This is a genomic window from Mycolicibacterium moriokaense, assembly GCF_010726085.1.
Lineage (GTDB): Bacteria > Actinomycetota > Actinomycetes > Mycobacteriales > Mycobacteriaceae > Mycobacterium > Mycobacterium moriokaense.
This window is the reverse complement of record NZ_AP022560.1, coordinates 2,958,530-2,981,662: the sequence shown is the minus strand read 5'-3', so window position 1 is coordinate 2,981,662 and position 23,133 is coordinate 2,958,530. Positions and strand designations below refer to the sequence as shown.

Here is a 23,133-nt window from a genome sequence, read left to right as displayed (position 1 = left end):
CTCCTCAACGCACACAAATCACAGGAATTCCTTGGCCACCTCGACCACTTTGTCGCGGTCCGCGGCCACCAACCCGATACGGGTGCGACGGTCCAGGATGTCGTCGACGGTCAACGCACCTTCGTGCGTCACGGCGTACTCGAATTCGGCACGGATGACGTCAATGCCCTCGGCCACTCGCTCGGTGGGCCGGTCGCAACTGGCCGCGGCGATCACGTTCGGCGCTTCGGCGCCGTAGCGCGCCACGAGCGAACCGGGCAGCTCGGTCGGCGACCGCAGTGTCGCAACGGGATTCGACGGTGCACCCACCAACGGCTGGTTGCGGGTACGACAGCCGGTGGCGGTCAGGCCCCGCAGCTTCACCGCATGATCGAGCACGTCTTCGGCCATGTAGCGATATTCGGTCAGCTTGCCGCCGATGACACTGAGCAACCCGGACGGCGACTCGACGACTCGATGCTCACGTGACACGTCGGCCGTACGTCCCTCGCCCGCGTCGATCAACGGGCGCAGCCCGGCATACGCGCCGATCACGTCGTCGGGGCCCAGCGCGACATCCAGCGCCGTGTTGACCGTGTCCAACAGGAACTTGGTCTCCTCCGGAGTGGGTTGCGGGACATCGGGTATCGGGCCCGGCGCATCCTCATCGGTGAGCCCCAGGTACACGCGGCCGAGCTGTTCGGGCATCGCGAACACGAAGCGGTTGATCTCTCCCGGAATCGGGATCGTCAATGCGGCCACCGGATTTCCGAAGGCGGCGGCATCGAACACCAGATGCGTTCCGCGGCTGGGCCGCAGGCGAACCGACGGGTCCACCTCCCCTGCCCACACACCGCTGGCGTTGACGACCGCGCGGGCCGACACCTCGAACGACTCCCCGGATCGCTGATCGGTCAACGTCACCGACGTGCCCGTCGCATTGGATGCCGCGACGCGGGTGAGGATCATCGCCCCGTGCTGCGCGGCGGTGCGGGCGACGGCGGTGACCAGACGCGCGTCGTCGATCAGCTGACCGTCGTAGGCGAGCAGGCCGCCGGCCAATCCGTCACGACGGACGGTGGGCGCGAGTTCGATGGCGCGCTTCGCATCGATCCGACGCGAGCGCGGCAACGTCGACGCCGGGGTTCCTGCCAGCTTGCGCAACCCGTCGCCCGCGGCGAACCCGAATCGCACCAGCGCCCGCGACGCGGTGTTCATCGACGGCAGCAGCGGGACCAGCTGCGGCATGGCCCGCACGAGGTGAGGGGCGTTGCGCATCATCAGGATTCCGCGTTCGGCCGCGCTGCGCCGAGCGATGCCGACGTTGCCCGTCGCGAGGTAGCGCAGCCCGCCGTGCACCAGCTTGCTGCTCCAGCGGCTGGTGCCGAACGCCAAATCATGCTTCTCCACCAGCGCGACACTGAGTCCGCGCGTCGCGGCGTCCAATGCAATGCCGACGCCGGTGATACCGCCACCGATCACCAACACATCGATCGTGTCGCCGTCGGCCAGCGCCGAAAGCTCGGCGGCGCGGCGGGCCTCGTTGAGCGCGGTGGAAGACGTCACGGTTTCAGGTATCCGTTCAATGAGTGGGCGAGCTCGATGAAGAGCGCGTCGGCATCGAGGATGGGCGCCACGATCTGCCCGGACTGGATCACCGACTGGGTGATCAGCAGGCACATCGCACCGAGCTCGCGCGGATCGCCAGCCCGCACGCTGCCCTCCTCCTGCGCGAGCTTGATGTCGGAGGCGACCGCGTCGAGAAGCACCTGCTGGCTGGTGCCCAACCGCTCCGCGATGTAGACCATCGCGAAATCAGGGGCGCTGCGCAGCACCGACATCACCACGTCGTCGTGGCGCAGCCGGTCGGCGATCGCCACGATGCGCTCGACCAGCGCCTCCCGGCCGATCCGCCGACTCGGCACCTCGTCGAGCACACCGACGATCCGTGACGTCAGCAGCGCCGCCAACACCGAACGAGTGTCCGACCAGCGCCGATAGACCGTCGGCCTGCTGACGCCGGCGCGGCGCGCGATCTCGGCCAACGTCACGCGGTCGACGCCGAAGGCCAGCACGCAGTCGGCCGCCGAGGCGAGGATCCGATCCCCGATCGACGGCGAATCATCGTTACTGATTGACAGCATATGTAATACTGTAACGCATGACGCGTCCGGATGCCCAACAGACCGCACTGCTGCCCCCGATGAAGTGGAACGCGTGGGGCGACCCCGCGGCGGCGAAGCCGCTGTCCGACGGCATCCGGGCCTTGCTGAAGCAGGCCCTGGGCGTCGACGGCACGGAAGCGCCGGAACTGGAAGCCAAGGACGTCAAGCTGCGACCGTCGCAGCTGTCGGATGCCGACCGCGACGGCCTCGCCCAGATCGTGGGCGTTGACTACTGCCGCGTCGACGACGAAGGCCGGCTGCTGCGGGCCGGCGGCAAGTCGACACTGGACCTGTTGCGCCGCAAGGACTCCGGTGTCCAGGACGCACCCGACGCGGTGCTGCTCCCCCACACCGACGACGAGATCGCCGCGATCCTGCGCTACTGCTCCGAGCATGGCATCGCGATCGTTCCGTTCGGCGGCGGCACTAGCGTCGTCGGCGGCCTGGACCCGATCCGCGGCGACTTCGGCGCGGTGATCTCACTCGACCTGCGCCGCCTCAACGAACTGCATTCGCTCGACGAGATCTCCGGCGAAGCCGAACTCGGCGCCGGGCTCACCGGCCCGGACGCCGAGCGCCTGCTGGGCGAGCGCGGCCACTCCCTCGGCCACTTTCCGCAGAGTTTCCAGTACGCGACCATCGGCGGATTCGCCGCCACCCGATCGTCCGGCCAAGACTCGGCGGGGTACGGCCGCTTCAACGACATGGTCCGCGGGCTGCGCACAGTCACCCCGGCGGGCGTACTCGACCTCGGTCGCGCCCCCGAGTCGGCCGCTGGCCCTGACCTGCGGCAGTTGATGATCGGCTCGGAAGGCGTGTTCGGGATCATCACCCGCGTGCGGGTCCGCGTGCATCCGATCCCGGCGGCGACGCGCTACGAGGCATGGTCGTTCCCCGATTTCGCGACCGGCGCCGACGCGCTGCGCGCGGTCGTGCAGACCGGGACGGGGCCGACGGTCATCCGGTTGTCGGATGAAGCCGAGACCGGAGTGAACCTGGCCACCACCGAGAGCATCGGCGAACAGCAGATCACCGGCGGCTGCCTGGCGATCACCGTGTTCGAGGGCACCGAGGCCCACGTTGAGAGCCGTCACGCCGAAACCCGCGCGGTGTTGCAGGCCGCGGGCGGTACGTCGCTGGGCGAGGCGCCTGCGCGCGCCTGGGAGCACGGCCGGTTCAACGCGCCCTACCTTCGCGATTCGCTGCTCGCCGCCGGCGCGCTGTGCGAGACGCTGGAGACCGCGACCAACTGGTCCAACGTGCCCGCGCTGAAGGCGGCGGTCACCGAGGCGCTGACGAAATCTCTCGGCGAATCGGGCACACCGGCGTTGGTGCTGTGCCACATTTCGCATGTGTATCCGACGGGCGCCTCGTTGTACTTCACCGTCGTCGCCGGGCAGCGCGGGAATCCGATCGAACAGTGGCGCAAGGCGAAGGCCGCCGCGTCGGACGCGATGATGCGCACCGGCGCCACCATCACCCACCACCATGCGGTTGGCGCCGACCATCGCCCGTGGATGCGCGACGAGGTCGGCGAGCTCGGCGTCGCGGTGCTGCGGGCCGTCAAGGAGACGCTCGATCCGGCGGGAATCCTCAACCCGGGCAAGCTGATCCCGTGACCGTCGGCCGCGTGACGATGCTGACCAACCCGGCATCGGGGCACGGCAGTGCACCACACGCCGCCGAACGCGCGGTGACCCAGTTGCACAAGCGCGGCATCGACGTCGTCGCCATCGCGGGCACCGACGCCGAGCACGCCCGCCGACTCGTCGAAGGTGCCCTCGAGCGCGGCATGGATGCGCTGGTGGTGGTCGGCGGTGACGGCATCATCTCCCTCGCGCTGCAGGTGCTCGCACAGACCGAGATTCCGCTCGGCATCATCCCGGCGGGCACCGGAAACGACCATGCGCGTGAATTCGGAATTCCCACAAAGGATCCCGAGGCTGCGGCCGACGTCATCGTCGACGGCGAAGTGACGACGATCGACCTCGGCCGCATCAAGGGGATCGACGGCACCGAAAAGTGGTTCGGCACCGTGATGGCCGCAGGCTTCGACTCGTTGGTCACCGACCGGACCAATCGGATGCGATGGCCGCACGGCCGGATGCGCTACAACCTCGCGATGGTCGCCGAGATATCGAAGCTGCGACTGCTGCCGTTCAGCCTCACGTTCGACGGGCGCGAACTGGACACCGAATTGACGCTCGCCGCCTTCGGCAACACCAAAAGCTACGGCGGCGGCATGTTGATCTGCCCGAACGCCGACCCGACCGATGGCCTGCTGGACGTGACGATGGTCGCGTCGGCGTCGCGCACGAAGCTGATCCGCCTGTTCCCCACGGTGTTCAAGGGCACCCACATCGACCTCGACGAGGTGCGCACCGAACGCGCGCGCACCATCACGGTCGACTCACCGGACATCAACGCCTACGCCGACGGCGAGTACATGTGCCCGCTACCGGTCGAGGCGTCGGCGGTGCCCGGCGCGTTGAAGCTGTTGCGGCCGGCTCAGCGCAGCGGGCAGTAGACCGCCAATTCCTCCGGCGAGCAGACGCGAAACGCCCACGACACGCCGGAAGTTGGGGGCATTTGCGTCTGCTCGCGGATTACCCGACTCCGCGCGCCAGCCAGCTCACCTCGGCAGTGTCGCCGCCGTCGCGATAGGGCTCCAGCGCCTCATCCCACGCCGTGCCCAGCACCGAATCCAGCTCGGCGGCCAGGGCGTCGCCACCCTTCGCCATCAACGCCCGCAGCCGCATCTCCCCCACAATGACGTCGCCGTTCGCGCTCATCGCACCGCTCCACATGCCGAGCTGCGGGGTGTGGCACCAACGATGCCCGTCGACACCCGCGCTGGGATCCTCGGTCACCTCGAAGCGCAGCACCGACCAGGACCGCAGCGCGTTCGCCAAAGCGGCGCCGGTCCCCACCGGACCGATCCAGTTGGTGACGGCACGCAGCTGTCCCGGCATGGCCGGCTGCGGGGTCCACTTCAGGTTTGCCCGCGCCGACAGGGTCGACGACAGCGCCCATTCGACATGCGGTGCTACCGCCGCGGGAGAAGCATGGATGTACACCACGCCCGTCGCCGCGTCGGCGAATTGGTTCGATGCACGCATTTGCTGCTCCTTCGGCTCCACCAGGGACGTCTTCCCCAAGCGACCTAGCGAATCCGAATTACAGCTGTGTCGTGCGTGTCTATTGTGCCCTGTGGGGCCCCTGTTGCGCTAGTGTGCGCCGAATTCTCTCAGGACTTCGTCAGAGAGCGCGGGCCAGCGCGGATACGCCCAGTCGCCGAAGTCGCGATCCGTGAGCACGACGAGCGCCAGATCGGCCTCGGGATCGACCCACAAAAATGTCCCTGACTGGCCAAAATGCCCGTACGTGGCCCCCGAGTTGGCCGAGCCGGTCCAGTGCGGCGACTTGCCGTTGCGGATCTCGAAGCCGAGCCCCCAGTCGTTGGGGCGCTGGGTCCCGAACCCCGGCAGCACCCCCGACAGACCCGGAAACTGCACCGACGTGGCCTCCGCGTGCATCTGCTGCGAAACCGTCGTCGGCCGCAGCAGGTCACCGGCGAAGGCGACCAGGTCCGCGACGGTCGACACCACGCCGTACCCGGCAACCTCGGCCCCACCCTGCAATGCGGAATCCGCCATACCGAGCGGCTCGAACAGCGCCTCGGCCAGGTACTGCCCGAACTCGATGCCCGACGCCAGCTGGATCGTCTCGGCGAGGACCCCGAACCCGTAGTTCGAGTACACCCGCCGTTTGCCGGGCTGGGCCATGAGATCCGCCGAATGCATCGCGTATCCGGACGCGTGCGCGAGCAGATGCCGCACCGTCGAGCCGGGCGGACCTGCTTCGGTGTCGAGCTCGACGACACCCTCCTCGATCGCGATCTGCGCGGCGCGGGCCACCAACGGCTTGGTCACCGAGGCCAGCCCGAAACGGTGCCGGATGTCGCCGTGCTCGGCCAGGGTTCCCGACGGGCCGACCACCGCTGCCGCGACGGTCGGGGCGGGCCACTCTTCGATCGCGTCCAGGGCTGCCACCCGTGCAGCCTATGCGGCGGCCGACAAGGCGGCCGATCCGCTACTTGCGCGCGATGTAGTAGTAGTTGAACGCGTCGGACTCGATCTCGCGAACCGTCACATCACCGAAGCCGGCGTCGGCGAGCATCGACGTCGCCAACTGCCGACCCCAGCACGTGCCGAGCCCGTCGCCGTCGAGGCCCAGCGACACACTCATGCAGTGCGCCGTCGAGATCGTGTACATGTACGTCGCGAACGGCACGCCGACGTTGTCCTCCAGGTTGCTCGACGATTTGATGTCGACCATCAACAGCACGCCGCCGGGCCGCAGCGCACGGTAGATGTTCTCGAGTACCTTCGCGGGCCTCGCCTGGTCGTGAATCGCATCGAAAACCGTGATGACATCGTAGGTTTCGCTGTCATCGAGCGCCGCGACGTCCTTGGCGATGAACGTCGCGTTGGCCAGGCCCAGCGATGCCGCCTCGACGCGTGCGACGGCCAACCCCTCGTCGGAGAAGTCGATACCGGTGAATCGACTGGCCGGGAACGCCTTTGCCATCACGTTGATGGCATGCCCACTGCCCGTACCGATGTCGGCCACATCGGCGCCGGCGCGGAGTAACTCGGGCACCCCGTCGGCCATCGGCAGGATGACGTCGACGAGTGCGGCGTCGAAGACCTCGCCGCTCATCTCGGCCATCAACTTGTGGAAGCGCGGATAGGCGGAGTAGGGCAATCCGCCGCCGTTCTTGAAGCACCCGAGGATGGGCTGCTCCACTTCACCGATGAGCGAAACGAACTGTGCGACGCGGGCCAGATTGTCCGGGCCTGCCGCGCGCGTCAGCACCGCCGCGCGGTGGCTCGGCAACGAATACGTCTGCGTCGCAGGGTCGTAGTCGACCACCTGACCCGACGCCGCTCCGCCCAGCCACTCGCGCACATAGCGTTCGTTGAGCCCGGCCGCTTCGGCGATCTGCGCGCTGGTGGACGGCGGCAGGGCGGCCATCGTGTCGAACAGCTTCGTCTGGTGTCCTATCGACAACAGGACAGCCAGGCTGGCGCTGTCGATCGCGCCCGCGATGCGTTCGGCGAATTCCTGTGTTGTCGTCATGGCCCAACGGTAGGACCATCGGAGCGGGCGGGGTAGGGGTTGGTCAGGAGCGCCGGTCGTCGGTGGCGACGACGACGCCGGTGGTCACCACCCAGCGCTGCAGCGACTCCGTCCACGCGGAGAGATGCTGGGCATCGGCCCGGCGATTCGAACGCAGCACCAGCCGATAGACGTCACCACCCCACTCGAGCGACACCCCCTCGTCGAGCATGGGCAGCAGCGCATCGTCCAGCAGCCGATATCCCTCGTCGGCGCGGGCCTGCAGCAGTGCCGCGACACCGTCGACGACGCGACCGAGCAGTGTGAGCGTCGTATCCGCAGTGCCGGACGCCGCCTGCCGCAGCGCGGTGGCGGCCCGGCTCACGGCCTCGGCGTCGTCGGCCTCCAGCGCGGCGGCGGCGTCGAGATACGCCAGATAACCCTCGATACCGCTGGCCGAGGCGCCCGCGGCGAGCGCCTGAGCGCGGTCGGCCCACTGCCGCGAAACCACGTGGTGCCCACGGGAAAGCCACTGCAAGGCGAGGACCGCGGCCGTCGCTGCCGCCGACGCGGGATCGCTTCGCACGGCCCGGTCATAGGCACGTTCAGCCAACCGGACCGCCTCGCGGCCGTATCCGAGCCGCCATGCGGCGGACGCGTAGGCCTCGAGGTCGGCGGCGGGCATGGGTCCGAGGGCGTCGGCGCGCACGAACGCCGCGTAGCTGGCACGCCAGTCGTTGCGCCGGTGCGCATCGCGCGCCTCGGCGAGAAAGTCGATCAGTGTGTCCATCACATCTCCATCACACCAGCTCGATCGACCGTTTCGCCAGGCCCATCCAGAAGCCGTCGATGACCTGGCGCGGCGCCTGCTCGGGGTCGCCCGAAGCGCCGAGCGCGACGAACAGCGGCGCGAAGTGCTCGATCGTCGGATGCGCGTACGGCATCCCGGGCGCCTTGTGGCGGAAGTCGATCAGCGCGTCGACGTCTCCGGCGGCCAACCGCTCGGCGGCCCAGGCGTCGAACTCCACCGACCACGTCGGCGGGACGGCGCCCGGCGACCAGTCGTCGAGGAAGGGCAGGCCGTGGGTGGTGAACCCGGAGCCGATGACGAGGACCCCGTCGTCGCGCAGCGGTCGGACCCGCTCGCCGAGGTCCAGCAGCCGTTGCGGATCGAGCGTGGGCAGCGAGATCTGCAGCACCGGGATGACGGCTTCCGGATACATGACGGTCAGCGGCACATAGGCGCCGTGGTCGAGCCTGCGGTCCGGGTCGTGTGCGACGTGTTCGCCGTCGGGCATCAGACCTTCGATGGTCGCGGCGAGTTCCGGCGCGCCGGGGGCGTCGTAGGTGACGTCGTAGTAGTGCTCCGGGAAGCCCCAGAAGTCGTAGGTCAGCGGGGTTTCGGTCGTTGTCGAGCCGATCGTCAGGGGCGCGGCCTCCCAGTGCGCGGAGACGACGAGGATCGCCTTCGGTGTCGGAATGCGGGCGGCCCACGCGGCGAGCTGCGACACCCAGAGCTCGTCGTCGACGAGCGGTGGCGCGCCGTGGCTGAGGTACAGCACCGGTGTCATGCTTACAGCGTCCCACTATCACGGCTAAGGTTCTGACCCATGAGTCAGACAGTGCGCGGTGTGATTTCGCGGAAGAAGGGTGAGCCGGTCGAGGTGGTGGATGTCGTCATCCCCAATCCAGGGCCGGGCGAGGTGGTCGTCGACATCCAGGCGTGCGGTGTCTGTCATACGGACCTGACCTACCGCGAGGGTGGGATCAACGACGAGTTCCCGTTCCTGCTGGGCCATGAGGCCGCAGGCATCGTCGAGTCGGTCGGTGACGGTGTCACGCACGTGGAACCCGGCGATTTTGTGATCCTCAACTGGCGCGCGGTCTGCGGCGAGTGCCGGGCCTGCAAACGCGGCCGCCCGCATCTGTGTTTCAACACGTTCAACGCCGACCAGAAGATGACGCTGACCGACGGCACCGAACTCACCCCCGCGCTGGGCATCGGCGCGTTCGTCGACAAGACGCTGGTGCACGAGGGGCAGTGCACGAAGGTCGATCCCGCGGCCGATCCCGCGGTGGCCGGACTGCTCGGGTGCGGCGTGATGGCAGGCATCGGTGCGGCGATCAACACCGGCGCGGTCAACCGCGACGACACCGTCGCGGTGATCGGTTGCGGCGGAGTGGGTGACGCCGCGATCGCGGGCTCGGCGCTGGTCGGCGCCAAGCGGATCATCGCGGTGGACACCGACAACAAGAAGCTGGACTGGGCGCGCGGTTTCGGTGCGACGCACACGATCAACGCCCGCGAACTCGACCCGGTGGAGACCATTCAGGACCTGACCGACGGAAACGGCGCCGACGTGGTGATCGATGCGGTCGGACGGCCGGAGACCTGGAAGCAGGCCTTCTATGCCCGCGATCTGGCGGGAACCGTTGTCCTGGTGGGTGTTCCGACGCCGGACATGACGCTGGAGATGCCGCTGGTCGACTTCTTCTCCCGCGGCGGCGCGCTGAAGTCCTCGTGGTACGGCGACTGCCTGCCGGAGCGCGACTTCCCCACCCTGATCAGCCTGTACCTACAGGGGCGGCTGCCGCTGGACAAGTTCGTCTCCGAGCGCATCGGCCTGAACGACATCGAGGACGCGTTCCACAAGATGCATGCGGGTGAGGTGCTGCGGTCCGTGGTGGTGTGGAAGTGAACGGCGGCCCGATTCAGCGTGTCGTCACCCACGGCACCTTCGAACTCGACGGCGGCAGTTGGGAAGTCGACAACAACATCTGGATCGTCGGCGACGAGAACGATGTGGTCGTCTTCGACGCCGCCCACGACGCCGGGCCGATCGTCATGGCCGTCGGCGGCCGCAACGTAGTCGCCGTGGTGTGCACCCACGGGCACAACGACCACATCACCGTCGCGCCCGAACTGTCGCAGGCGCTCGACGCCCCCGTGCTGCTCCATCCGGCCGACGACGTGCTGTGGCGGATGACGCACCCCGACAAGGAGTTCCGGACCGTCGACGACGGCGAGACGCTGCAAGTCGGCGGTATTGAACTGCACGCCCTGCACACCCCGGGGCATTCGCCCGGGTCGGTGTGTTGGCACGCACCGGAACTCAACGCGGTCTTCAGCGGCGACACCCTGTTCCAGGGCGGCCCGGGCGCGACCGGTCGGTCCTACTCCGACTTCCCCACCATCCTGGCCTCGATCTCCGAACGCCTCGGAAAGCTGCCCGGCGACACCGTCGTCTACACCGGGCACGGCGACAGCACCACGATCGGCGACGAGATCGTCCATTACGACGACTGGGTCAAGAGAGGCCATTAACGGTCGAGGATGCGGCGCTTCTCGGCGTTGTACTCCTCATCGGTCAGCGCCCCGGAGTCGCGCAGGGCTGCCAGCTGTCTGATCTGCTCCAGCCGAACACCCTGATCGGACGGCGTGTAACTGGCGGAGGGATCGGGCGCGGCACTCGAGAGCGACGGTTCTGTCGTCACAAGCTCATCCGGGCGCAGCAGGCGCGCCTTCTTGCTCGCCCGCACCGACCACGTGATCGCGGCGAACAAACCCAGCAGGCCGAGCACGAACAGGCCCCCGAACAACCACACCAACCAGCCGTGCGAGCTGTCGCGCCCGAACGCCAGCCTCGGCGAGATGTACCCGTGCACGGCGCCGTCGACCTTGACGTCGTAGGTGCCTGCCTGCGCTATCTGCACCCTCCAGATCCGTACGTGCACATCGCTGTTGACCGACGTCGTCCCGCCGATACTCTCCGTGACCGTCGGGGCCGGGAGCCCCGCGGTCGGGGTGATGCTGAAACTCAGCTCCGGGATCGGAAATCCACTCGTCGGTGTGCCGGTGGTCGCGGTGTGGAGGCTGATGGTCGTCTCGCCCGCGGGCAGCTCGAGGCTGGCCGAGCCGGGGATCGGCACCTCACCGTAGGCGTCGTACTCGTCGAGCACGAACGCGTTGAGGATGAGCACGGCGATGAAGCCGATGATCGACGCGACCAGGGTGAGGATGGAAACCACGATCGCGATCCGCGGCGCGCGCCTCATGGCCGCAGTCTGTCATGCCAAGCGCCAAAAAGTAGGCCAGACCTTGCGTTTGTTACGCCGGCGTCTGTGCCGCGGCGCCGATCAACCACGTCCGCAAACCGACATGCAGTCCGTCGGCGAATCGCTGCCCCGGATCGGGCATGCCGATCGCCGCGATCGCGGCCCGCACGGGTTCGGTGGGCACCGAGAACGGCTAGCCACCGGCAACGAGCAGCATCGTCCCTTCGGCGAAGAAGGCGGTGAACTCGGCAGGCAGCCACGGCAGATGCCGGCCCACGAGTTCGGCCAGGGCACCGACCCGCTGCATCGCCCTGGCCTTGAAATCGCGGGCGAAGTCATGCGAGATGTTGCGCTCCAGCACCGAAGCCATCGACCCCAATAGCTCACCGAGCAACGGGCGCGTCACCACGGAATCCGCGATGACCGTCGCCACCCGAATCTCGCTGGCGTATCCCGGTCTGTGCAAGACGAATCTGCAGCTGAGCGGACCCTCGCACGACCAGGACAACCCCACGCTGCTCGAGCGCTTCTACCGGATCAGCCGGCAAGTCACGCAGTTCATGTGGCAGGAGATCGACGAGGGCATCCTGCCCGCCCTGTACGGCGCGACGGCTCCCGACGCACAGGGCGGTGCGTTCTACGGACCGCGCGGATTCCTCGAGTTGGCAGGCGGCGGCGTCACCGACGCGAAGATCCTCGCGCGCGCTAGCGACGAGGCCGACGGACGCCGGCTCTGGGAGATCTCCGAGCAGCTGACCTCGGTAAACTATCCGGCATAGGGAGGGTTACCGTCGTAGGTGACAGCTGGTCACCCCACGTTCTTGGAGGTCGCGATGCCGGAGTCAAGCATCGTCGTGCGTCCTGAACCCCCCGACAGCGGGTACTACACCGCCAGCTCCCGACTCCAGGCCGCGGGGTTGACCCGCGCGCTGGCGATCTTCGAAGAGGCGGCCGCCGTCGTTCCGCTTCCGACTCCACCTAATCCGATCGTCATCGCCGATTACGGCGCAGCAACCGCCCACAACTCGCTGCTGCCCATCTGCGCGGCAATCACCGTGCTGCGCAAGCGAACCCGCCACGATCATTCGATCTACGTGGCGCACACCGACGTGCCGGAGAACGACTTCACAGCGATGTTCCAGACCCTGGCGGAGGATCCGGACAGCTACCTGGCCAAGGATCCGGCATCCTTCGCCTCGGCTGTCGGACGCTCGTTCTACCAGCAGATCCTGCCGTCGAGCAGTGTGAACCTGGGCTGGAGTTCGTGGGCCATTCAGTGGTTGAGCCGGGTGCCTGCCCCGATACCCGACCACATCCAGGTCGCCTACAGCGGTGACGAGACGGCGCGGGCCAAGTACGCGAAACAGGCCGCGCACGACTGGCACGAGTTCATCGCCTTCCGCGGCAGGGAACTGTGTCCGGGTGGCCGCCTGGTGGTGATGACGATGGCGGTCGACGACGACGGCGAATTCGGCTACCGTCCGTTGTTCGCCGCCCTGCTCGACGCGCTCGACGAGCTGAAGGGAGCAGGGCTCGTCACCGAAGAGGAGATCCACCGGATGTGCATCCCGGTGGTCGGACGCAAAGCCTCGGACTTCTTCACGCCGTTCGCACCGTCGGGCCGTTTCGAACAACTCGAGATCGACCATCTCGAGGTGTTCAACGCCGAGGACAGGTTCTGGTCGCAGTACAAAGTCGACCGCGATGAAAAGGTTTTCGGCGCCCAATGGGGGTCCTTCTTACGCGCGTCGGTGTTCCCGACTCTGGCGGGCGCACTCGACGAAGGTATCGGCGACACCCGCACCACACAGTTCCTCGATCGCCTCGAGAAAGGTGTCGCCGAGCGGCTGGCGGCCGCGCCCGAGCAGATGCAGATTCCGCTTGCGCATCTGGTATTGATCAAGCGACGCAGGAACCGCTAACCCGCCATCCGCTCACGAAATGTGTTGCGGTAGTTCAGCGGTGCGACTCCGGTAAGCCGCCGGAACTGTTCGCGAAAGTTTGCCGGTGAGGTGAAACCGACTTCGCGGCCGATGCGTTCGACGCCATAGGCGGTGCCCTCCAACAGCTGCTGCGCATGCCGGACCCGCACTCCGGTCAGCCATTGCATCGGAGTCTGTCCCGTCTCGGCTTGGAAGCGCCGGTTCAACGTTCGCACGCTCACCGAGGCACGCGCCGCGATGTCGTGCAACGTCAGATCCCGGTGCGCCTCCTGTTCGATCCAGGCGAGGACGTCGTCCAACTCGGTGCGTTCGGCAATGTGCTTGACAGCAGCCTGATTTCGCAGGATGAACTGGGCCTGTCCCCCGCTGCGGTGCAGTGGTGCGACGGCCAGTCGGGACGCGTCGGCGGCCACCGCGGCGCCGTAATCGCGGGCGATCATGTGCAGGCACAGATCCAATCCGGCGGATGCGCCCGCCGACGTGAGGACCTGGCCCTCGTCGACGTAGAGCACGTCGGGGTCGAGGTCGACGGCGGGATAGCGGGCACGGAACAGGTCGGTGGCGATCCAGTGTGTCGTCGCACGCTTGCCATTCAGCAATCCGGTGGCGGCGAACGTGAACGCGCCGGTGCAGATCGATGCGATGCGCGTCCCGCGGGCATGGGCGGCCCGCAGCGCGGTCAGCACCTCATCGGGTGCGTCCGCCGACACGTCGTTGACGCCGGGAATGACGACGGTGTCCGCCTCGACGAGGGCCTCCAGACCGTGGTCCGTGGCGATGCGGATCGGGCCCGCGGACACCTCCGGTTGGACCCCGCACACAATGACGCGGTATCCCGTTGCACCAGAGGGCAATTCGACCCGGCCGAACGCCTCGATGGGGGTGGCCAGGTCGAATGCGATGGAGTCGGGAAGCGCGAGGACGGCGATGACGTGCATGCCGAGACCGTACCCCACCTTGTGGCAATATTTCAGCGATATATGGCGATCTTGCCACTGGCTGGCGCGTCGCATCCCCGAGACGATGACCGTGTGTATGCCCAGATTGTGTTGTTCGACGGATTCGATCCGCTCGACGCCATCGCCCCGTTCGAGGTGCTCGCCGCCGGCAGCGATGCGGCCGGGGGTGACCTGCAGATCGAGTTCGTATCGGCTGAGGGACCCCGCGAAGTTGTGAGCGGAACTCTGGAAATGGTGTTGCGCGCCAGCGCGGAACTCGACCCGGCGAGGCCCGGTTTCATCGTCGTGCCGGGCGCATCGGGCCCGATCGAGGGAGATCCCGACGAGGTCGACACCATCCCGGTGCTGCTTGCGCGGTTCGCCGAATCGGCCGCGATCCCCTTGCTACGCAAGGCGATGGACAACCCCGCCGTCACCGTCGCCACCGTGTGCGGCGGCGGCCTCGCGCTGGCGATGGCCGGTCTGCTGGATGGCCGCCCCGCCGTCACACACCACCTCGGCATGGATCTGCTCGAGGCCACCGGCGCGATCGCCGTGCACGCACGCGTAGTCGACGACGGCGATCTCGTGACGTCGGCAGCGGTCACCTCCGGACTGGACCTTGGGCTGCACCTGCTCGACCGCACCTACGGAGCACAGGTCGCTCTCGCGGTCGAGGACCTGTTCGCCTACGAACGACGCGGCACGGTGTGGACGCGATGACGATCGTCGGAGACTGGGACGTCACGATCAAAACGCCGATCGGCTCGCTGGCCATCGTGTATTCGTTCACCGAGCACGACGGCACCCTCGCGGGCACGGCGACCGGGAAAGGTGAGACGGTACCGCTGCGCGACATCATCGTTGACGGGAAACGGGTTACGTGGCGTCAATCGGTGACCAAGCCGATGCGGCTGAACCTCGACTTCGATGTGGTGGCCGACGGCGACCGGCTCGCCGGGCACTCCCGCGCCGGCCGCCTGCCACGGTCTGCGGTGACGGGTGAGCGCCGCCGCTAGGGCGCCATCTCGTAGGCGCCGTCGTAGGCCTTGACCCGCTCCCAGATCCGATGGAACCGGGCGTGGTCGGGCACCGGCTTGCGGATCGCGCTCAGCGCCCAGTCCTGCTGCGCCGTCGTCGCGGTCGGCTTACCCTGCAGCGCAACGGCATACGTGTTGAAGTCGCGGATCTGGAAGTCGAAGATCTGGTCCAGCATGTCGGAGTCCAGCCCGGTCAGCGCCGCCTGCTCGAGAATCAGTTGGCCGTACACGATCAACGAGAACAGGTGCCCCACGGTCAACAGGAAGTCGAGGTCCTTCTGCTGCTCGACGTCGGGTGCGGCGGCCAGCAGGAATTCGCGGAACGCCTTGGCCTGGTCGTAGAACACCGCGACATTCGGGATGCCGGCATGCTCCTCGTAGATCGGCGTCCAGTCGGCGAACTGCACCTTGCCCGCGCCACGGGTCGGACCCTGGTTCCAGAAGAACGTGTCGTCCGCGGCGTCGTTTCGCATCGGAATCGGCGGATATTCCTTGGGATTGAGCATGTAGTTCGGCATGAACTTCAGCACCAGGCCGACGTTCACATGGACCGTGCCCTCCAGTCGCGGCAGGGTGCCGATGAGCTGCGCGACCTCGCGGAACATCGTGTTCTTCTCGTACCCCTTGGCGGCGATCACGTCGTGCAACGACCGCAGCACCGTCTCGCCCTCCATCGTGACCTTGGCCTTGGTCATCGGGTTGAACAGCAGATAGCGCCGGTCCTCGAGGCTGGCAGACCTGAAGTAGTCGACCGAGCGCTGGCTGAACAGTTTCATCGCGATCAGGCGTGAATACGCGTCGACGAAATTGGTTCGTACGTGGGTGAAGTCGGTGACGGGGCTGCCGTACAGGATGCGGTTCTGCGCGTGTGTGATCGCCTCGTAGAACGCGTGCTCGGCCATGCCGATCGAGCAGGAGCACAGGTTGAATTTGCCGACGTTGACCGTATTCAGCGCCGCCGCAAAGGCTTCCACGCCGGTGTGCAGAATGTCTTCCTCCCGCACCGGATAGTTCTCCAGCCGGAAGGTGCTGACGTAGATCTGCATGTGCACGACGTTGTCGATCAGGTGGTAGTCGTCGTGCCGGCTGTCGGCGACTAACCAGACGTAGCCGTCCTGCCCCTCGACGTCCCCGCGCCGGCCGAACACCGACACCATGCTGGCGACGTTGCCGTTGCCGATGTAGTACTTCTCCCCCGTCGCCCGGTACAGGATGCCGTTGGCGCGGTCCTCCTCGCTCGCGGGAGTCAGGATCATGTCGGTGTTGTAGACGTCGGCACCGCGGGAGCGTTCGGACAGCCCGAACGCCATCACTTCGCCGTTCTCCAGGTCGTCGGCGGCCCGCAGCTTGGCGTCCTTGTTCTCGCTCTGCCAGATCGGACCTAACCCGAGGATGGTGACCTGCTCGGTGTACCAGTACGTCAGTCCGTAGAAGCCGAGGATCTCCGACAGCGCGGCGTTGCGTGCGGCGTCCCAGCGTTTGTCCGGGTTTCCGCCCGCGAACTCCGAGGGCGTCAGGAACGTCGCAAACAGCTTCTCGCGCTTGACGAAGTCGACGAAGTCGCCGGGCCACACCGCCGCCAGGTCGTCGTCGAGGAGGCGTTTCTTGCCCTGACCTTCGAACCAGTCGATCGTGGCGCGCAACAACCGCCGCGTTTCGGCGTCGAACTGGGGTGGGTCGTAGGTCCTGGGGTCGAACAGCAAGCCGTCGGTCTGCGTCATGGCGGTCAGCGTATGGCCGCCGTCGGCGCTACGGGGCCGGTTGCGGAGGCTGGATCGGGTTCGGGACGAACGGGAGCCCGGGAATGGTCTCGTAAGGCAGCGTCGGGATGACCGGCGGCGGTTGCGTCGTCGCCGGTGGGGGCTGCGTGGTCGTCGGGGGCGGCTCCGTGGTGGTGGGCGGAGGCGGTTCCGTGGTCGTCGGCGGCGGCTCAGGCGGCGGCGCCGTGACGGTCTCGGTCGCCGGGGGTGGCGGCGCCTCCTGGGTGACGGTCTCCGGCGGCGGGGCCTGCGTTTCCTGCGGCGGCGGAGACGCCTCGCTGGTGGTCGGAGGCGGCGTATGGGCCGTGGTCGTCGCCGGAGCGGGCGACTCCTCGTCGGAGCGCGTGGCGTACAGCACCGCGGCAGCCAGCGCGAGAAGCAGCAAGATCACGGCCGCCGCCAGCGCCACCGCGGGTCGGCGGTACCACGGCACCGGCGCGGCCACGGGTTCCTCGCCGTCGCGCTGGAACTCGATCTGCGGCCGGACATCGCCGGTCGCAGCGGCGGGCGGGTCATAGTCGTACGGATCGGTCGGGGCCACCTCGGGCAGATCGGTGGCGTCCGACCAGGCCAACGCGCCGAACGTCCCCGACGGTGGTGCCATCTCGTCTGGCGGCACCACCTCCGGCGCCATCAACGTCGCTTCGGCCGCAGCCACCGCGGGAGCGGCCGCAGCCATCGAGGTCTGGCCCTCCTCGACCGTCCCGCGCACAGCCGCGATGCCACCACCGACCGCCGCGGCCAACTCGGGATGGGCGGTCGTGATGACCGGAGTCCGGAAACGCTCCGACAACGTCGTCGTGATCAGCGGGATCCGCGCACCACCACCCACCGACGCGACGGCGGCCAGCTCGCGAACACCGTTGCGCTCCAACGCTTCTTGCAGCACACCCGCGAAGTCGGCGACGGGTTGCCGTATGGCGTCGTCGAGTTCAGTGCGGGTCAGCCGCACCTCACTGCGATGCCCGGGCACGTCGACCATCAGCGAGGTGACGCTCGCCGTGGACAGCCGCTCCTTTGCGCCGCGGCACTGCACCCGCAGATGCGTCAGCGATCCGATCGCCGACGTGCCCGACAGGTCGATGGCCCCCGCGGCTGACAGGTCGTCGAGCACGCGGGTGAGCAGTGCCTGGTCGACGAGGTCGCCGCAGAAATCACCGTGGCGGACGGTCGGCGCCAGCGGCGCGTAACCGGCGTCGGCGTCGACCAGCGTGATGCTGGTACCGGTGCCGCCGAAGTCGCACAGGGCGATGACGCCCCGCGTCGGCAGGCCGGGATCGTCCTGCAGCGCCGTCAGCGCGGCCGTCGCATCCGAGACGACCGGTGCGCGCTGGAACTCCGGCACCTCGGCGAGCGCGGTGCGCAGGCTCTCGACGGCGGCCTGGCGCCAGTGCGCGGGGTGGGTGACGGCGATCGGCCCGGCCGCCGGCTTGCCCGCCAGCAGCGCGACGAGCAGCGCGTGCAGCGCATCGGCGAGTATCTGATCGGCGCGGTGTGTAGAGCCGTCGGCTGCGACGATGCCGACCGGGTCGCCGACGCGGTCGACGAAGTCGGTGAGGATCAGCCCGCGCTCGTTGAGGTTGGGGTTCTCGCTCGGCACCCCGACCTCGGGCGGCCGGTGGGGAAAACGGGTGAGCACAGCGCTGCGAAGGAGGGCCGCGCGGCCGACGACCACCGCGGCCAGGTTGGAGGCCCCTACCGAGAGCCCTACCCCGTCAGCCATCACTTCCCGTCTCGATCAAACGCTATCGGAGATACATCTGATCGGACGGCGTTCGCGTTACTCAGCGAATCGTCCCAGCCCCTGGAATCAGTGGTAGATCCAGTGGGGTGACCCAGCCCGGCGACAGATCGTTGACCGCGGGCACGGCGTTGAGCGCCCGCAGGCCGGTGGACAGGCAGCCCGCGGCGGCCGCGTCACGCCCCGAACCGTCGGTGAATCTGAAGGCGGTCTCCTGGAAGATGCTCGGCGTGCCCTCGATGTCGACGCGGTAGACGTCGTTCTGGTTGCCGGTCGGCCATTCGGGTGCGGCGTCGTCACCGATCCGGTTGACGTGCTCGAGCTGGATGCGTGTCTCGCCCTTGTAGACGCCGTTGATGGTGAACCGGACGGCGGCGACGTGGCCCGCCGGGATGATGCCCTTGGCCGACTTTCGCTCGTTGGGTGTCACCCACTTGTCGTACGTCGTGGTGATCTCGTCGAGCATGATGCCCGCCGCATGGGCGATCATGGGAACCGTTCCGCCCCAGGCGAATACGAGGATATCGGGGGTTTCGAGCATGGCCTTCTTTTCGGGTGGCCTTCCGATGCCCATCTCGCGCTCGTAGTCGCCGGTGTAGTTGGTGTAGTCGAGCAGCTCGGATGCGCGCACCGTGCGGACCTCCGAGCACAGGCCCATCAGCGTCATGGGGAACACGTCGTTGGCGAAGCCGGGGTCGATGCCGGTGGTGAAGCACGACGACTCGCCCAGCTCACAGGCCTCGGTGATGGGTTCGATCCAGTTCGGCGGGTTGAGGTGCATCGTCGGCCACACCCACGGCGTCATGGCCGTCGAGCAGACGTCGATCCCGGCGCGCAGGAAACGCGTGATCAGGCCGATGTTTTCCTCAGCATGCGCGGCGGTCGGCCCGTAGTGCACCAGGGCGTCGGGTTTGAGCGCGATCAGTTCGTCGATGTCGTCGGTGGCGGTCACGCCCACCGTCGTGCCCATACTGCAGATCTCACCGACGTCGCGGCCCACCTTGTCGGGGTTGCTCACTCCGACGCCGACCAGTTCGAACAGCGGGTGTTTGACGACCTCGGGAATCACCATCTTGCCGACGAAGCCGGTGCCGTAGATGACGATCCGCTTCTTCTGAGAGTCAACAGTCACGCGCAACCTTTCGATCGGCCCCCACCTCGTCCTCACACTAGGCGTCGGGCAAAGCGGCGGTGCAGGAGTTGTCTCGGTACACCCAGCGCGGCCCCGATTTCGCCCCAGGAGAGCCCGAGTTTGCGCGCTGATCTAATTGCCTCGTCGTAGCGCGCCTTCGCGCAGGCCAAGTCGTCGCGGGCCTGGCCGAGTTCTCGCACGCTCGCGCCGGACAGCACGTCGTTCAGGATGGGATCGGGGTCGGTGCACTCGGGCCTGTCGTCCGGCTCGCCCCCGAACTCCTCGAGCACCTGCCGACGCACAGCCAAGATCTCCGGATCGTCAAACCACCACGGCTTCGGACCAACCCCACCCCAGGCACCCTCCGACCCCGCCGCGTCATCAATCGATGACGCCGATTTGTCGGCACTATCCCCCTCGGGCACATCGCACACCACCGATCCGTCCGGCTCGCCCCCGGGCACAGCACACACCACCGATCCGTCCGGCTCGCCCCCGAACTCCTCGAGCACCTGCCGACGCGCAGCCAAGATCTCCGGATCGTCAAACCACCACGGCTTCGGACCAACCCCACCCCAGGCACCCTCCGACCCCGCCGCGTCATCAATCGATGACGCCGATTTGTCGGCACTATCCATGCGCGAGAGCCTGCCCGCCGGGTACGACAACCACCAAGCGGGAATGAAAGCGGCCGCTACGGCATTATCCCGAGCATGACATCAGCGGTTAGCAACGGCGGGCCGCTGGCCGGTCGACGAGCATTGGTCACCGGAGCGTCGCGCGGAATCGGCGCCGAGATCGTACGGAAGCTGGCCGCTGACGGTGCGGCCGTCGCGTTCACCTACGGCGCGTCAAAGGCTGAGGCCGAGAAACTCGCCGCGGACGTGGCCGCCAACGGCGCGACCGTCGTGGCGATTCAGGCCGACAGCGGCGACCCCGAACAGGTGACGCGCTCGGTCAAGGAGACCGTCGCCCATCTCGGCGGGCTCGACATCCTCGTCAACAACGCGGGCATCGCGGTATTGGGCGACGTGGCCACGCTGCCGGCCGAAGACTTCGACAGGATCGTGGCGATCAACATCCGCGGCGTGTTCGTCGCCATCCAGGCTGCGCTGGCGCATCTCGGTGAGGGCGGTCGCATCATCAACATCGGCAGCATCAACGCGGAACAGGTTCCCGGCCCGGGGCTCGCGGTGTACGCGATGACGAAGGCGGCCGTCGCGGGGTTGACCCGCGGCCTCGCCCGCGACCTCGGACCGCGAGGCATCACGGTGAACAACGTGCAGCCCGGCCCCATCAACACAGACATGAACCCGGATAAGGGCGAATTCGCCGAATCGTTAAAGCAAGTGATGGCCGGCGGACGCTACGGTAAGCCGAGCGACGTAGCGGGCGTGGTCGCCTATCTGGCCGGCCCCGACACCGGATACATCACGGGTGCGCACTGGAACGTCGACGGCGGGTTCACTGTCTAGAGGTTGATCGGGTCCTCCGGCTCGCGCGCCCTCGTGGTGTCCCGCAGTGCGGCCTTGAATTGCATTGCCCGATAAGGCCACCCGTGATCGGTGCGCCACTGCGACACCACGAGCCCGACGCCGCCGCGGCCGTCGAACCGCGACCCGGGCAACACGTAGCCGCCGTAGAGCTGCGCGACCTGATTCTTCCCGTGGTTCTCGGCGTGCCATGCGGACCCGAGCACCGGAGTCTGCAGCGGCGTCGTGTGCATGTTGGCGACGGGCGATTCGACGACCCGGTAGCCCAGCGCATACTTCGACGCCAGGAAACCGCCCAGGATCCACTTGCCTTGTGCCATCCGGCGAAACGTCAGCTCACCCCACCGCTCACCCGCGGGCGTGATGGGTGTCGCAGTGCTGCCCCACCGCCAGCGTCCGTCGACGAATCCCCAACTCGCATAGCGCGATCGGTGCCCGATGTGCTCCGGACGCACCCGCATCAGGATGATGCCCTTGTCACGCTGAAATCCCGTGGCCACCACATAAACCCAACCGTCGTCGGGATCGAAGTCCCATGACCAGCACTGGGCATGCCCGCCGTGCAGGTCGGCGGGAAACTTGGCGTCGGCCCCCAGGTGCGTCCAGGACACCCCGCTGTCGTCGGACCGCCATATCTCCGTCCAGATGACGTTGCCGAACCCGCGGTTGACGATGGCGTGCAGATAGATCGCGTCGCCGACACGCAACAGATCCGACGGGATCACGGTGCTAATGCCGCCGCGGGTCCAGCCGGTCGACGCGTCGTCGTGGACGTAATGCCAGAGCTGGCGCGCGTAGTCGGGGTCCGCGCCGCCGGCCCGTTCGTAGACGATCTCGTGGTCGGCGTCCCCGGTGCCGATCAACACCACCGGTGACCGCCAATCGCCCTGGCCGACCTTGTGACCGGAGAACGTGTCGCCGAATACCGACACCAGCTTTCCGTCGGGCGCCACCACGGAAGCCCCGAGGTCGGTGCAGGTGACGCCCCAGCGTTCGGTCAGCCCGGGACCGGTGAGGTCGACGACCTTGCCGTCACGCAGCGGTACTCGCGGGCGTGGACGCAGACCGCGGCCCGCTGCCCTGCCGACCGAGGACTCGTCGGACAAGTCAGAAGCAGCGGCGCAGGCCGCCCGGCTCGCAGATCAGCGGGTACTGAGTGACCGGGTACGGCAGCGGGCCTTTGAAAGACATGGTCAACGGCGCGACGACCATGCCGGGCTGGTCGCCGCACTCGCCGCCGTGGAGCACCTTCATGGTGCCGACCCACGAATACGGGTCGAATCGGTAGACGGTCTCCTGCGGCGCCTTGCTGCCGTCGGGGCAGGTACGTCCGGCGGGGTTCTTGTAGCCGAACTGCCACTGATTCATGACCATCACGGCTTCGGCGCCGCCTTCGCCGGTATCCGGCGTGACCTTCAGCCGGCACGCGATCGGGAGCAACAGCGGTTCGCGCAGATCCCCGACCGTTGGAACGCAGATCGGGAAGATCTCCCACACCGCGGACGCCTGGCCGTCGATGTTGACGTTGTAGTAGCCCTCCGGCACACCCGGGGCCTTGACGTTGCCTTGCGCGTGGGCCGGAACCGCGAGGCCGACGACGGCGGCCATACCGATGAGGGCGGTGGCAAGCCCTCGGATCAACCTCACGATGCGCCTCCTTCACAAGGACCTCGTCGAGTATTCCAGTGCGCAGGGGCCTCCGTAACCCGTTTCGACGTCGCTCGGCGTTTCAAGCACCGCAGCCAGCGGGTAGATGCGTTCGGGG

25 protein-coding genes and 1 pseudogene are annotated in these 23,133 nt (G+C 67.6%); 9 read left to right on the top strand and 17 right to left on the bottom strand.

Annotated elements, in window-relative coordinates; translation table 11 throughout:
• Positions 1-18: 18 nt before the first annotated feature.
• Both G6N43_RS14510 and G6N43_RS14505 read right to left on the bottom strand, forming a co-directional pair.
• Positions 19-1,545 carry a glycerol-3-phosphate dehydrogenase/oxidase gene (locus tag G6N43_RS14510; RefSeq protein WP_083157569.1) on the bottom strand — a complete coding sequence of 509 codons (1,527 nt, stop codon included), beginning with the start codon at positions 1,543-1,545 and terminating at the stop codon, positions 19-21.
• Positions 1,542-2,123: a TetR/AcrR family transcriptional regulator gene (locus tag G6N43_RS14505; protein ID WP_083157570.1), complete on the bottom strand. Its 582-nt coding sequence runs from the start codon at positions 2,121-2,123 to the stop codon at positions 1,542-1,544. The genes G6N43_RS14510 and G6N43_RS14505 overlap by 4 nt, the downstream gene beginning before the upstream one ends.
• Positions 2,124-2,182: 59 nt before the next feature.
• Between G6N43_RS14505 and G6N43_RS14500 the strand changes: the two genes are divergently transcribed.
• Positions 2,183-3,763, top strand: coding sequence for an FAD-binding oxidoreductase (locus tag G6N43_RS14500; protein WP_110810570.1), 1,581 nt, complete (start codon positions 2,183-2,185; stop codon positions 3,761-3,763).
• A gap of 17 nt (positions 3,764-3,780) precedes the next feature.
• Positions 3,781-4,671, top strand: a complete 891-nt coding sequence (locus G6N43_RS14495; protein WP_234810323.1) for a diacylglycerol kinase — start codon at positions 3,781-3,783, stop codon at positions 4,669-4,671.
• Positions 4,672-4,750: 79 nt separating this feature from the next.
• On the opposite strand, the gene G6N43_RS14490 is transcribed toward G6N43_RS14495, so the two are convergent.
• From G6N43_RS14490 to G6N43_RS14470, 5 genes are all read right to left on the bottom strand, one after another.
• Positions 4,751-5,263 carry a DUF3145 domain-containing protein gene (locus G6N43_RS14490; RefSeq protein ID WP_083157668.1) on the bottom strand — a complete coding sequence of 171 codons (513 nt, stop codon included), beginning with the start codon at positions 5,261-5,263 and terminating at the stop codon, positions 4,751-4,753.
• 108 nt (positions 5,264-5,371) lie between these two features.
• Positions 5,372-6,196, bottom strand: coding sequence for a serine hydrolase domain-containing protein (locus G6N43_RS14485; protein ID WP_083157650.1), 825 nt, complete (start codon positions 6,194-6,196; stop codon positions 5,372-5,374).
• A 40-nt stretch (positions 6,197-6,236) separates the two neighbouring features.
• Positions 6,237-7,286 carry a class I SAM-dependent methyltransferase gene (locus G6N43_RS14480; protein WP_083157651.1) on the bottom strand — a complete coding sequence of 350 codons (1,050 nt, stop codon included), beginning with the start codon at positions 7,284-7,286 and terminating at the stop codon, positions 6,237-6,239.
• 43 nt (positions 7,287-7,329) lie between these two features.
• Positions 7,330-8,055, bottom strand: coding sequence for a hypothetical protein (locus tag G6N43_RS14475; RefSeq protein WP_083157652.1), 726 nt, complete (start codon positions 8,053-8,055; stop codon positions 7,330-7,332).
• Positions 8,056-8,065: 10 nt separating this feature from the next.
• Positions 8,066-8,836: a dioxygenase family protein gene (locus G6N43_RS14470; RefSeq protein WP_083157653.1), complete on the bottom strand. Its 771-nt coding sequence runs from the start codon at positions 8,834-8,836 to the stop codon at positions 8,066-8,068.
• A gap of 39 nt (positions 8,837-8,875) precedes the next feature.
• On the opposite strand from G6N43_RS14470, the gene G6N43_RS14465 reads away from it, so the two are divergent.
• A complete protein-coding gene (locus G6N43_RS14465) occupies positions 8,876-9,964 on the top strand; it encodes an S-(hydroxymethyl)mycothiol dehydrogenase (RefSeq protein WP_083157654.1) in 1,089 nt (362 codons plus the stop codon).
• Complete coding sequence (locus tag G6N43_RS14460; protein ID WP_083157655.1) at positions 9,961-10,590, top strand: MBL fold metallo-hydrolase; 630 nt, start codon at positions 9,961-9,963, stop codon at positions 10,588-10,590. Before G6N43_RS14465 ends, G6N43_RS14460 begins: the two co-directional genes overlap by 4 nt.
• Here G6N43_RS14460 and G6N43_RS14455 read toward each other — a convergent pair.
• From G6N43_RS14455 to G6N43_RS30685, 3 genes are read right to left on the bottom strand one after another with little or no spacing between them, the layout of a single operon-like run.
• Positions 10,587-11,321: an SHOCT domain-containing protein gene (locus G6N43_RS14455; protein ID WP_083157656.1), complete on the bottom strand. Its 735-nt coding sequence runs from the start codon at positions 11,319-11,321 to the stop codon at positions 10,587-10,589. The two genes, G6N43_RS14460 and G6N43_RS14455, sit on opposite strands and share 4 nt — an antisense overlap.
• 52 nt (positions 11,322-11,373) lie before the next feature.
• On the bottom strand, positions 11,374-11,505 hold the full coding sequence (locus G6N43_RS30880) for a hypothetical protein (protein WP_263991884.1): 132 nt from the start codon (positions 11,503-11,505) through the stop codon (positions 11,374-11,376).
• 9 nt (positions 11,506-11,514) lie between these two features.
• A complete protein-coding gene (locus G6N43_RS30685; RefSeq protein WP_234810336.1) occupies positions 11,515-11,727 on the bottom strand; it encodes a hypothetical protein in 213 nt (70 codons plus the stop codon).
• 40 nt (positions 11,728-11,767) lie between these two features.
• Here G6N43_RS30685 and G6N43_RS14445 point away from each other — a divergent pair.
• Positions 11,768-12,100, top strand: a pseudogene (locus tag G6N43_RS14445) (short chain dehydrogenase); the annotation flags it as partial.
• Positions 12,101-12,154: 54 nt separating this feature from the next.
• Positions 12,155-13,243 carry a class I SAM-dependent methyltransferase gene (locus G6N43_RS14440; RefSeq protein WP_083157670.1) on the top strand — a complete coding sequence of 363 codons (1,089 nt, stop codon included), beginning with the start codon at positions 12,155-12,157 and terminating at the stop codon, positions 13,241-13,243.
• Here the strand turns inward: G6N43_RS14440 and G6N43_RS14435 are convergent.
• Positions 13,240-14,202, bottom strand: a complete 963-nt coding sequence (locus G6N43_RS14435; RefSeq protein WP_083157671.1) for a GlxA family transcriptional regulator — start codon at positions 14,200-14,202, stop codon at positions 13,240-13,242. The two genes, G6N43_RS14440 and G6N43_RS14435, sit on opposite strands and share 4 nt — an antisense overlap.
• Before the next feature lie 93 nt (positions 14,203-14,295).
• Between G6N43_RS14435 and G6N43_RS14430 the strand changes: the two genes are divergently transcribed.
• A complete protein-coding gene (locus tag G6N43_RS14430) occupies positions 14,296-14,925 on the top strand; it encodes a DJ-1/PfpI family protein (RefSeq protein ID WP_083157672.1) in 630 nt (209 codons plus the stop codon).
• Entirely contained in the window at positions 14,922-15,221 is a 300-nt protein-coding gene (locus tag G6N43_RS14425; protein ID WP_083157673.1) for a hypothetical protein, read from the top strand. Before G6N43_RS14430 ends, G6N43_RS14425 begins: the two co-directional genes overlap by 4 nt.
• Here the strand turns inward: G6N43_RS14425 and G6N43_RS14420 are convergent.
• The 4 genes from G6N43_RS14420 to G6N43_RS30680 form a co-directional block, all read right to left on the bottom strand.
• A complete protein-coding gene (locus G6N43_RS14420; RefSeq protein ID WP_083157657.1) occupies positions 15,218-16,963 on the bottom strand; it encodes an acyl-CoA dehydrogenase family protein in 1,746 nt (581 codons plus the stop codon). The genes G6N43_RS14425 and G6N43_RS14420 overlap by 4 nt on opposite strands.
• Positions 16,964-16,991: 28 nt before the next feature.
• Positions 16,992-18,725: an Hsp70 family protein gene (locus G6N43_RS14415; protein ID WP_083157658.1), complete on the bottom strand. Its 1,734-nt coding sequence runs from the start codon at positions 18,723-18,725 to the stop codon at positions 16,992-16,994.
• A 61-nt stretch (positions 18,726-18,786) separates the two neighbouring features.
• Positions 18,787-19,815, bottom strand: coding sequence for an NAD(P)H-dependent amine dehydrogenase family protein (locus tag G6N43_RS14410; protein ID WP_234810339.1), 1,029 nt, complete (start codon positions 19,813-19,815; stop codon positions 18,787-18,789).
• A 92-nt stretch (positions 19,816-19,907) separates the two neighbouring features.
• Complete coding sequence (locus G6N43_RS30680) at positions 19,908-20,513, bottom strand: hypothetical protein (protein WP_234810337.1); 606 nt, start codon at positions 20,511-20,513, stop codon at positions 19,908-19,910.
• 75 nt (positions 20,514-20,588) lie between these two features.
• On the opposite strand from G6N43_RS30680, the gene G6N43_RS14400 reads away from it, so the two are divergent.
• Positions 20,589-21,350, top strand: a complete 762-nt coding sequence (locus G6N43_RS14400; protein WP_083157660.1) for a 3-oxoacyl-ACP reductase family protein — start codon at positions 20,589-20,591, stop codon at positions 21,348-21,350.
• On the opposite strand, the gene G6N43_RS14395 is transcribed toward G6N43_RS14400, so the two are convergent.
• Entirely contained in the window at positions 21,347-22,432 is a 1,086-nt protein-coding gene (locus tag G6N43_RS14395) for a glycoside hydrolase family 183 protein (protein WP_083157675.1), read from the bottom strand. The two genes, G6N43_RS14400 and G6N43_RS14395, sit on opposite strands and share 4 nt — an antisense overlap.
• Before the next feature lie 43 nt (positions 22,433-22,475).
• Positions 22,476-23,015, bottom strand: a complete 540-nt coding sequence (locus G6N43_RS14390; RefSeq protein WP_083157661.1) for a hypothetical protein — start codon at positions 23,013-23,015, stop codon at positions 22,476-22,478.
• Positions 23,016-23,133: the final 118 nt, after the last annotated feature.

What these genes read in the sequence shown, in the direction of transcription:
- G6N43_RS14475 (WP_083157652.1), bottom strand. Translation starts at nt 8,055, where the DNA reads ATGGACACACTGATCGACTTTCTCGCCGAGGCGCGCGATGCGCACCGG.
- G6N43_RS14420 (WP_083157657.1), bottom strand. Translation starts at nt 16,963, where the DNA reads ATGACGCAGACCGACGGCTTGCTGTTCGACCCCAGGACCTACGACCCA.
- G6N43_RS14455 (WP_083157656.1), bottom strand. Translation starts at nt 11,321, where the DNA reads ATGAGGCGCGCGCCGCGGATCGCGATCGTGGTTTCCATCCTCACCCTG.
- G6N43_RS14465 (WP_083157654.1), top strand. Translation starts at nt 8,876, where the DNA reads ATGAGTCAGACAGTGCGCGGTGTGATTTCGCGGAAGAAGGGTGAGCCG.
- G6N43_RS14495 (WP_234810323.1), top strand. Translation starts at nt 3,781, where the DNA reads ATGCTGACCAACCCGGCATCGGGGCACGGCAGTGCACCACACGCCGCC.
- G6N43_RS14410 (WP_234810339.1), bottom strand. Translation starts at nt 19,815, where the DNA reads ATGGTGATTCCCGAGGTCGTCAAACACCCGCTGTTCGAACTGGTCGGC.
- G6N43_RS14425 (WP_083157673.1), top strand. Translation starts at nt 14,922, where the DNA reads ATGACGATCGTCGGAGACTGGGACGTCACGATCAAAACGCCGATCGGC.
- G6N43_RS14490 (WP_083157668.1), bottom strand. Translation starts at nt 5,263, where the DNA reads ATGCGTGCATCGAACCAATTCGCCGACGCGGCGACGGGCGTGGTGTAC.
- G6N43_RS14440 (WP_083157670.1), top strand. Translation starts at nt 12,155, where the DNA reads ATGCCGGAGTCAAGCATCGTCGTGCGTCCTGAACCCCCCGACAGCGGG.
- G6N43_RS30680 (WP_234810337.1), bottom strand. Translation starts at nt 20,513, where the DNA reads ATGGATAGTGCCGACAAATCGGCGTCATCGATTGATGACGCGGCGGGG.
- G6N43_RS14500 (WP_110810570.1), top strand. Translation starts at nt 2,183, where the DNA reads ATGAAGTGGAACGCGTGGGGCGACCCCGCGGCGGCGAAGCCGCTGTCC.
- G6N43_RS14415 (WP_083157658.1), bottom strand. Translation starts at nt 18,725, where the DNA reads ATGGCTGACGGGGTAGGGCTCTCGGTAGGGGCCTCCAACCTGGCCGCG.
- G6N43_RS14480 (WP_083157651.1), bottom strand. Translation starts at nt 7,286, where the DNA reads ATGACGACAACACAGGAATTCGCCGAACGCATCGCGGGCGCGATCGAC.
- G6N43_RS14400 (WP_083157660.1), top strand. Translation starts at nt 20,589, where the DNA reads ATGACATCAGCGGTTAGCAACGGCGGGCCGCTGGCCGGTCGACGAGCA.
- G6N43_RS14470 (WP_083157653.1), bottom strand. Translation starts at nt 8,836, where the DNA reads ATGACACCGGTGCTGTACCTCAGCCACGGCGCGCCACCGCTCGTCGAC.
- G6N43_RS14435 (WP_083157671.1), bottom strand. Translation starts at nt 14,202, where the DNA reads ATGCACGTCATCGCCGTCCTCGCGCTTCCCGACTCCATCGCATTCGAC.
- G6N43_RS14505 (WP_083157570.1), bottom strand. Translation starts at nt 2,123, where the DNA reads ATGCTGTCAATCAGTAACGATGATTCGCCGTCGATCGGGGATCGGATC.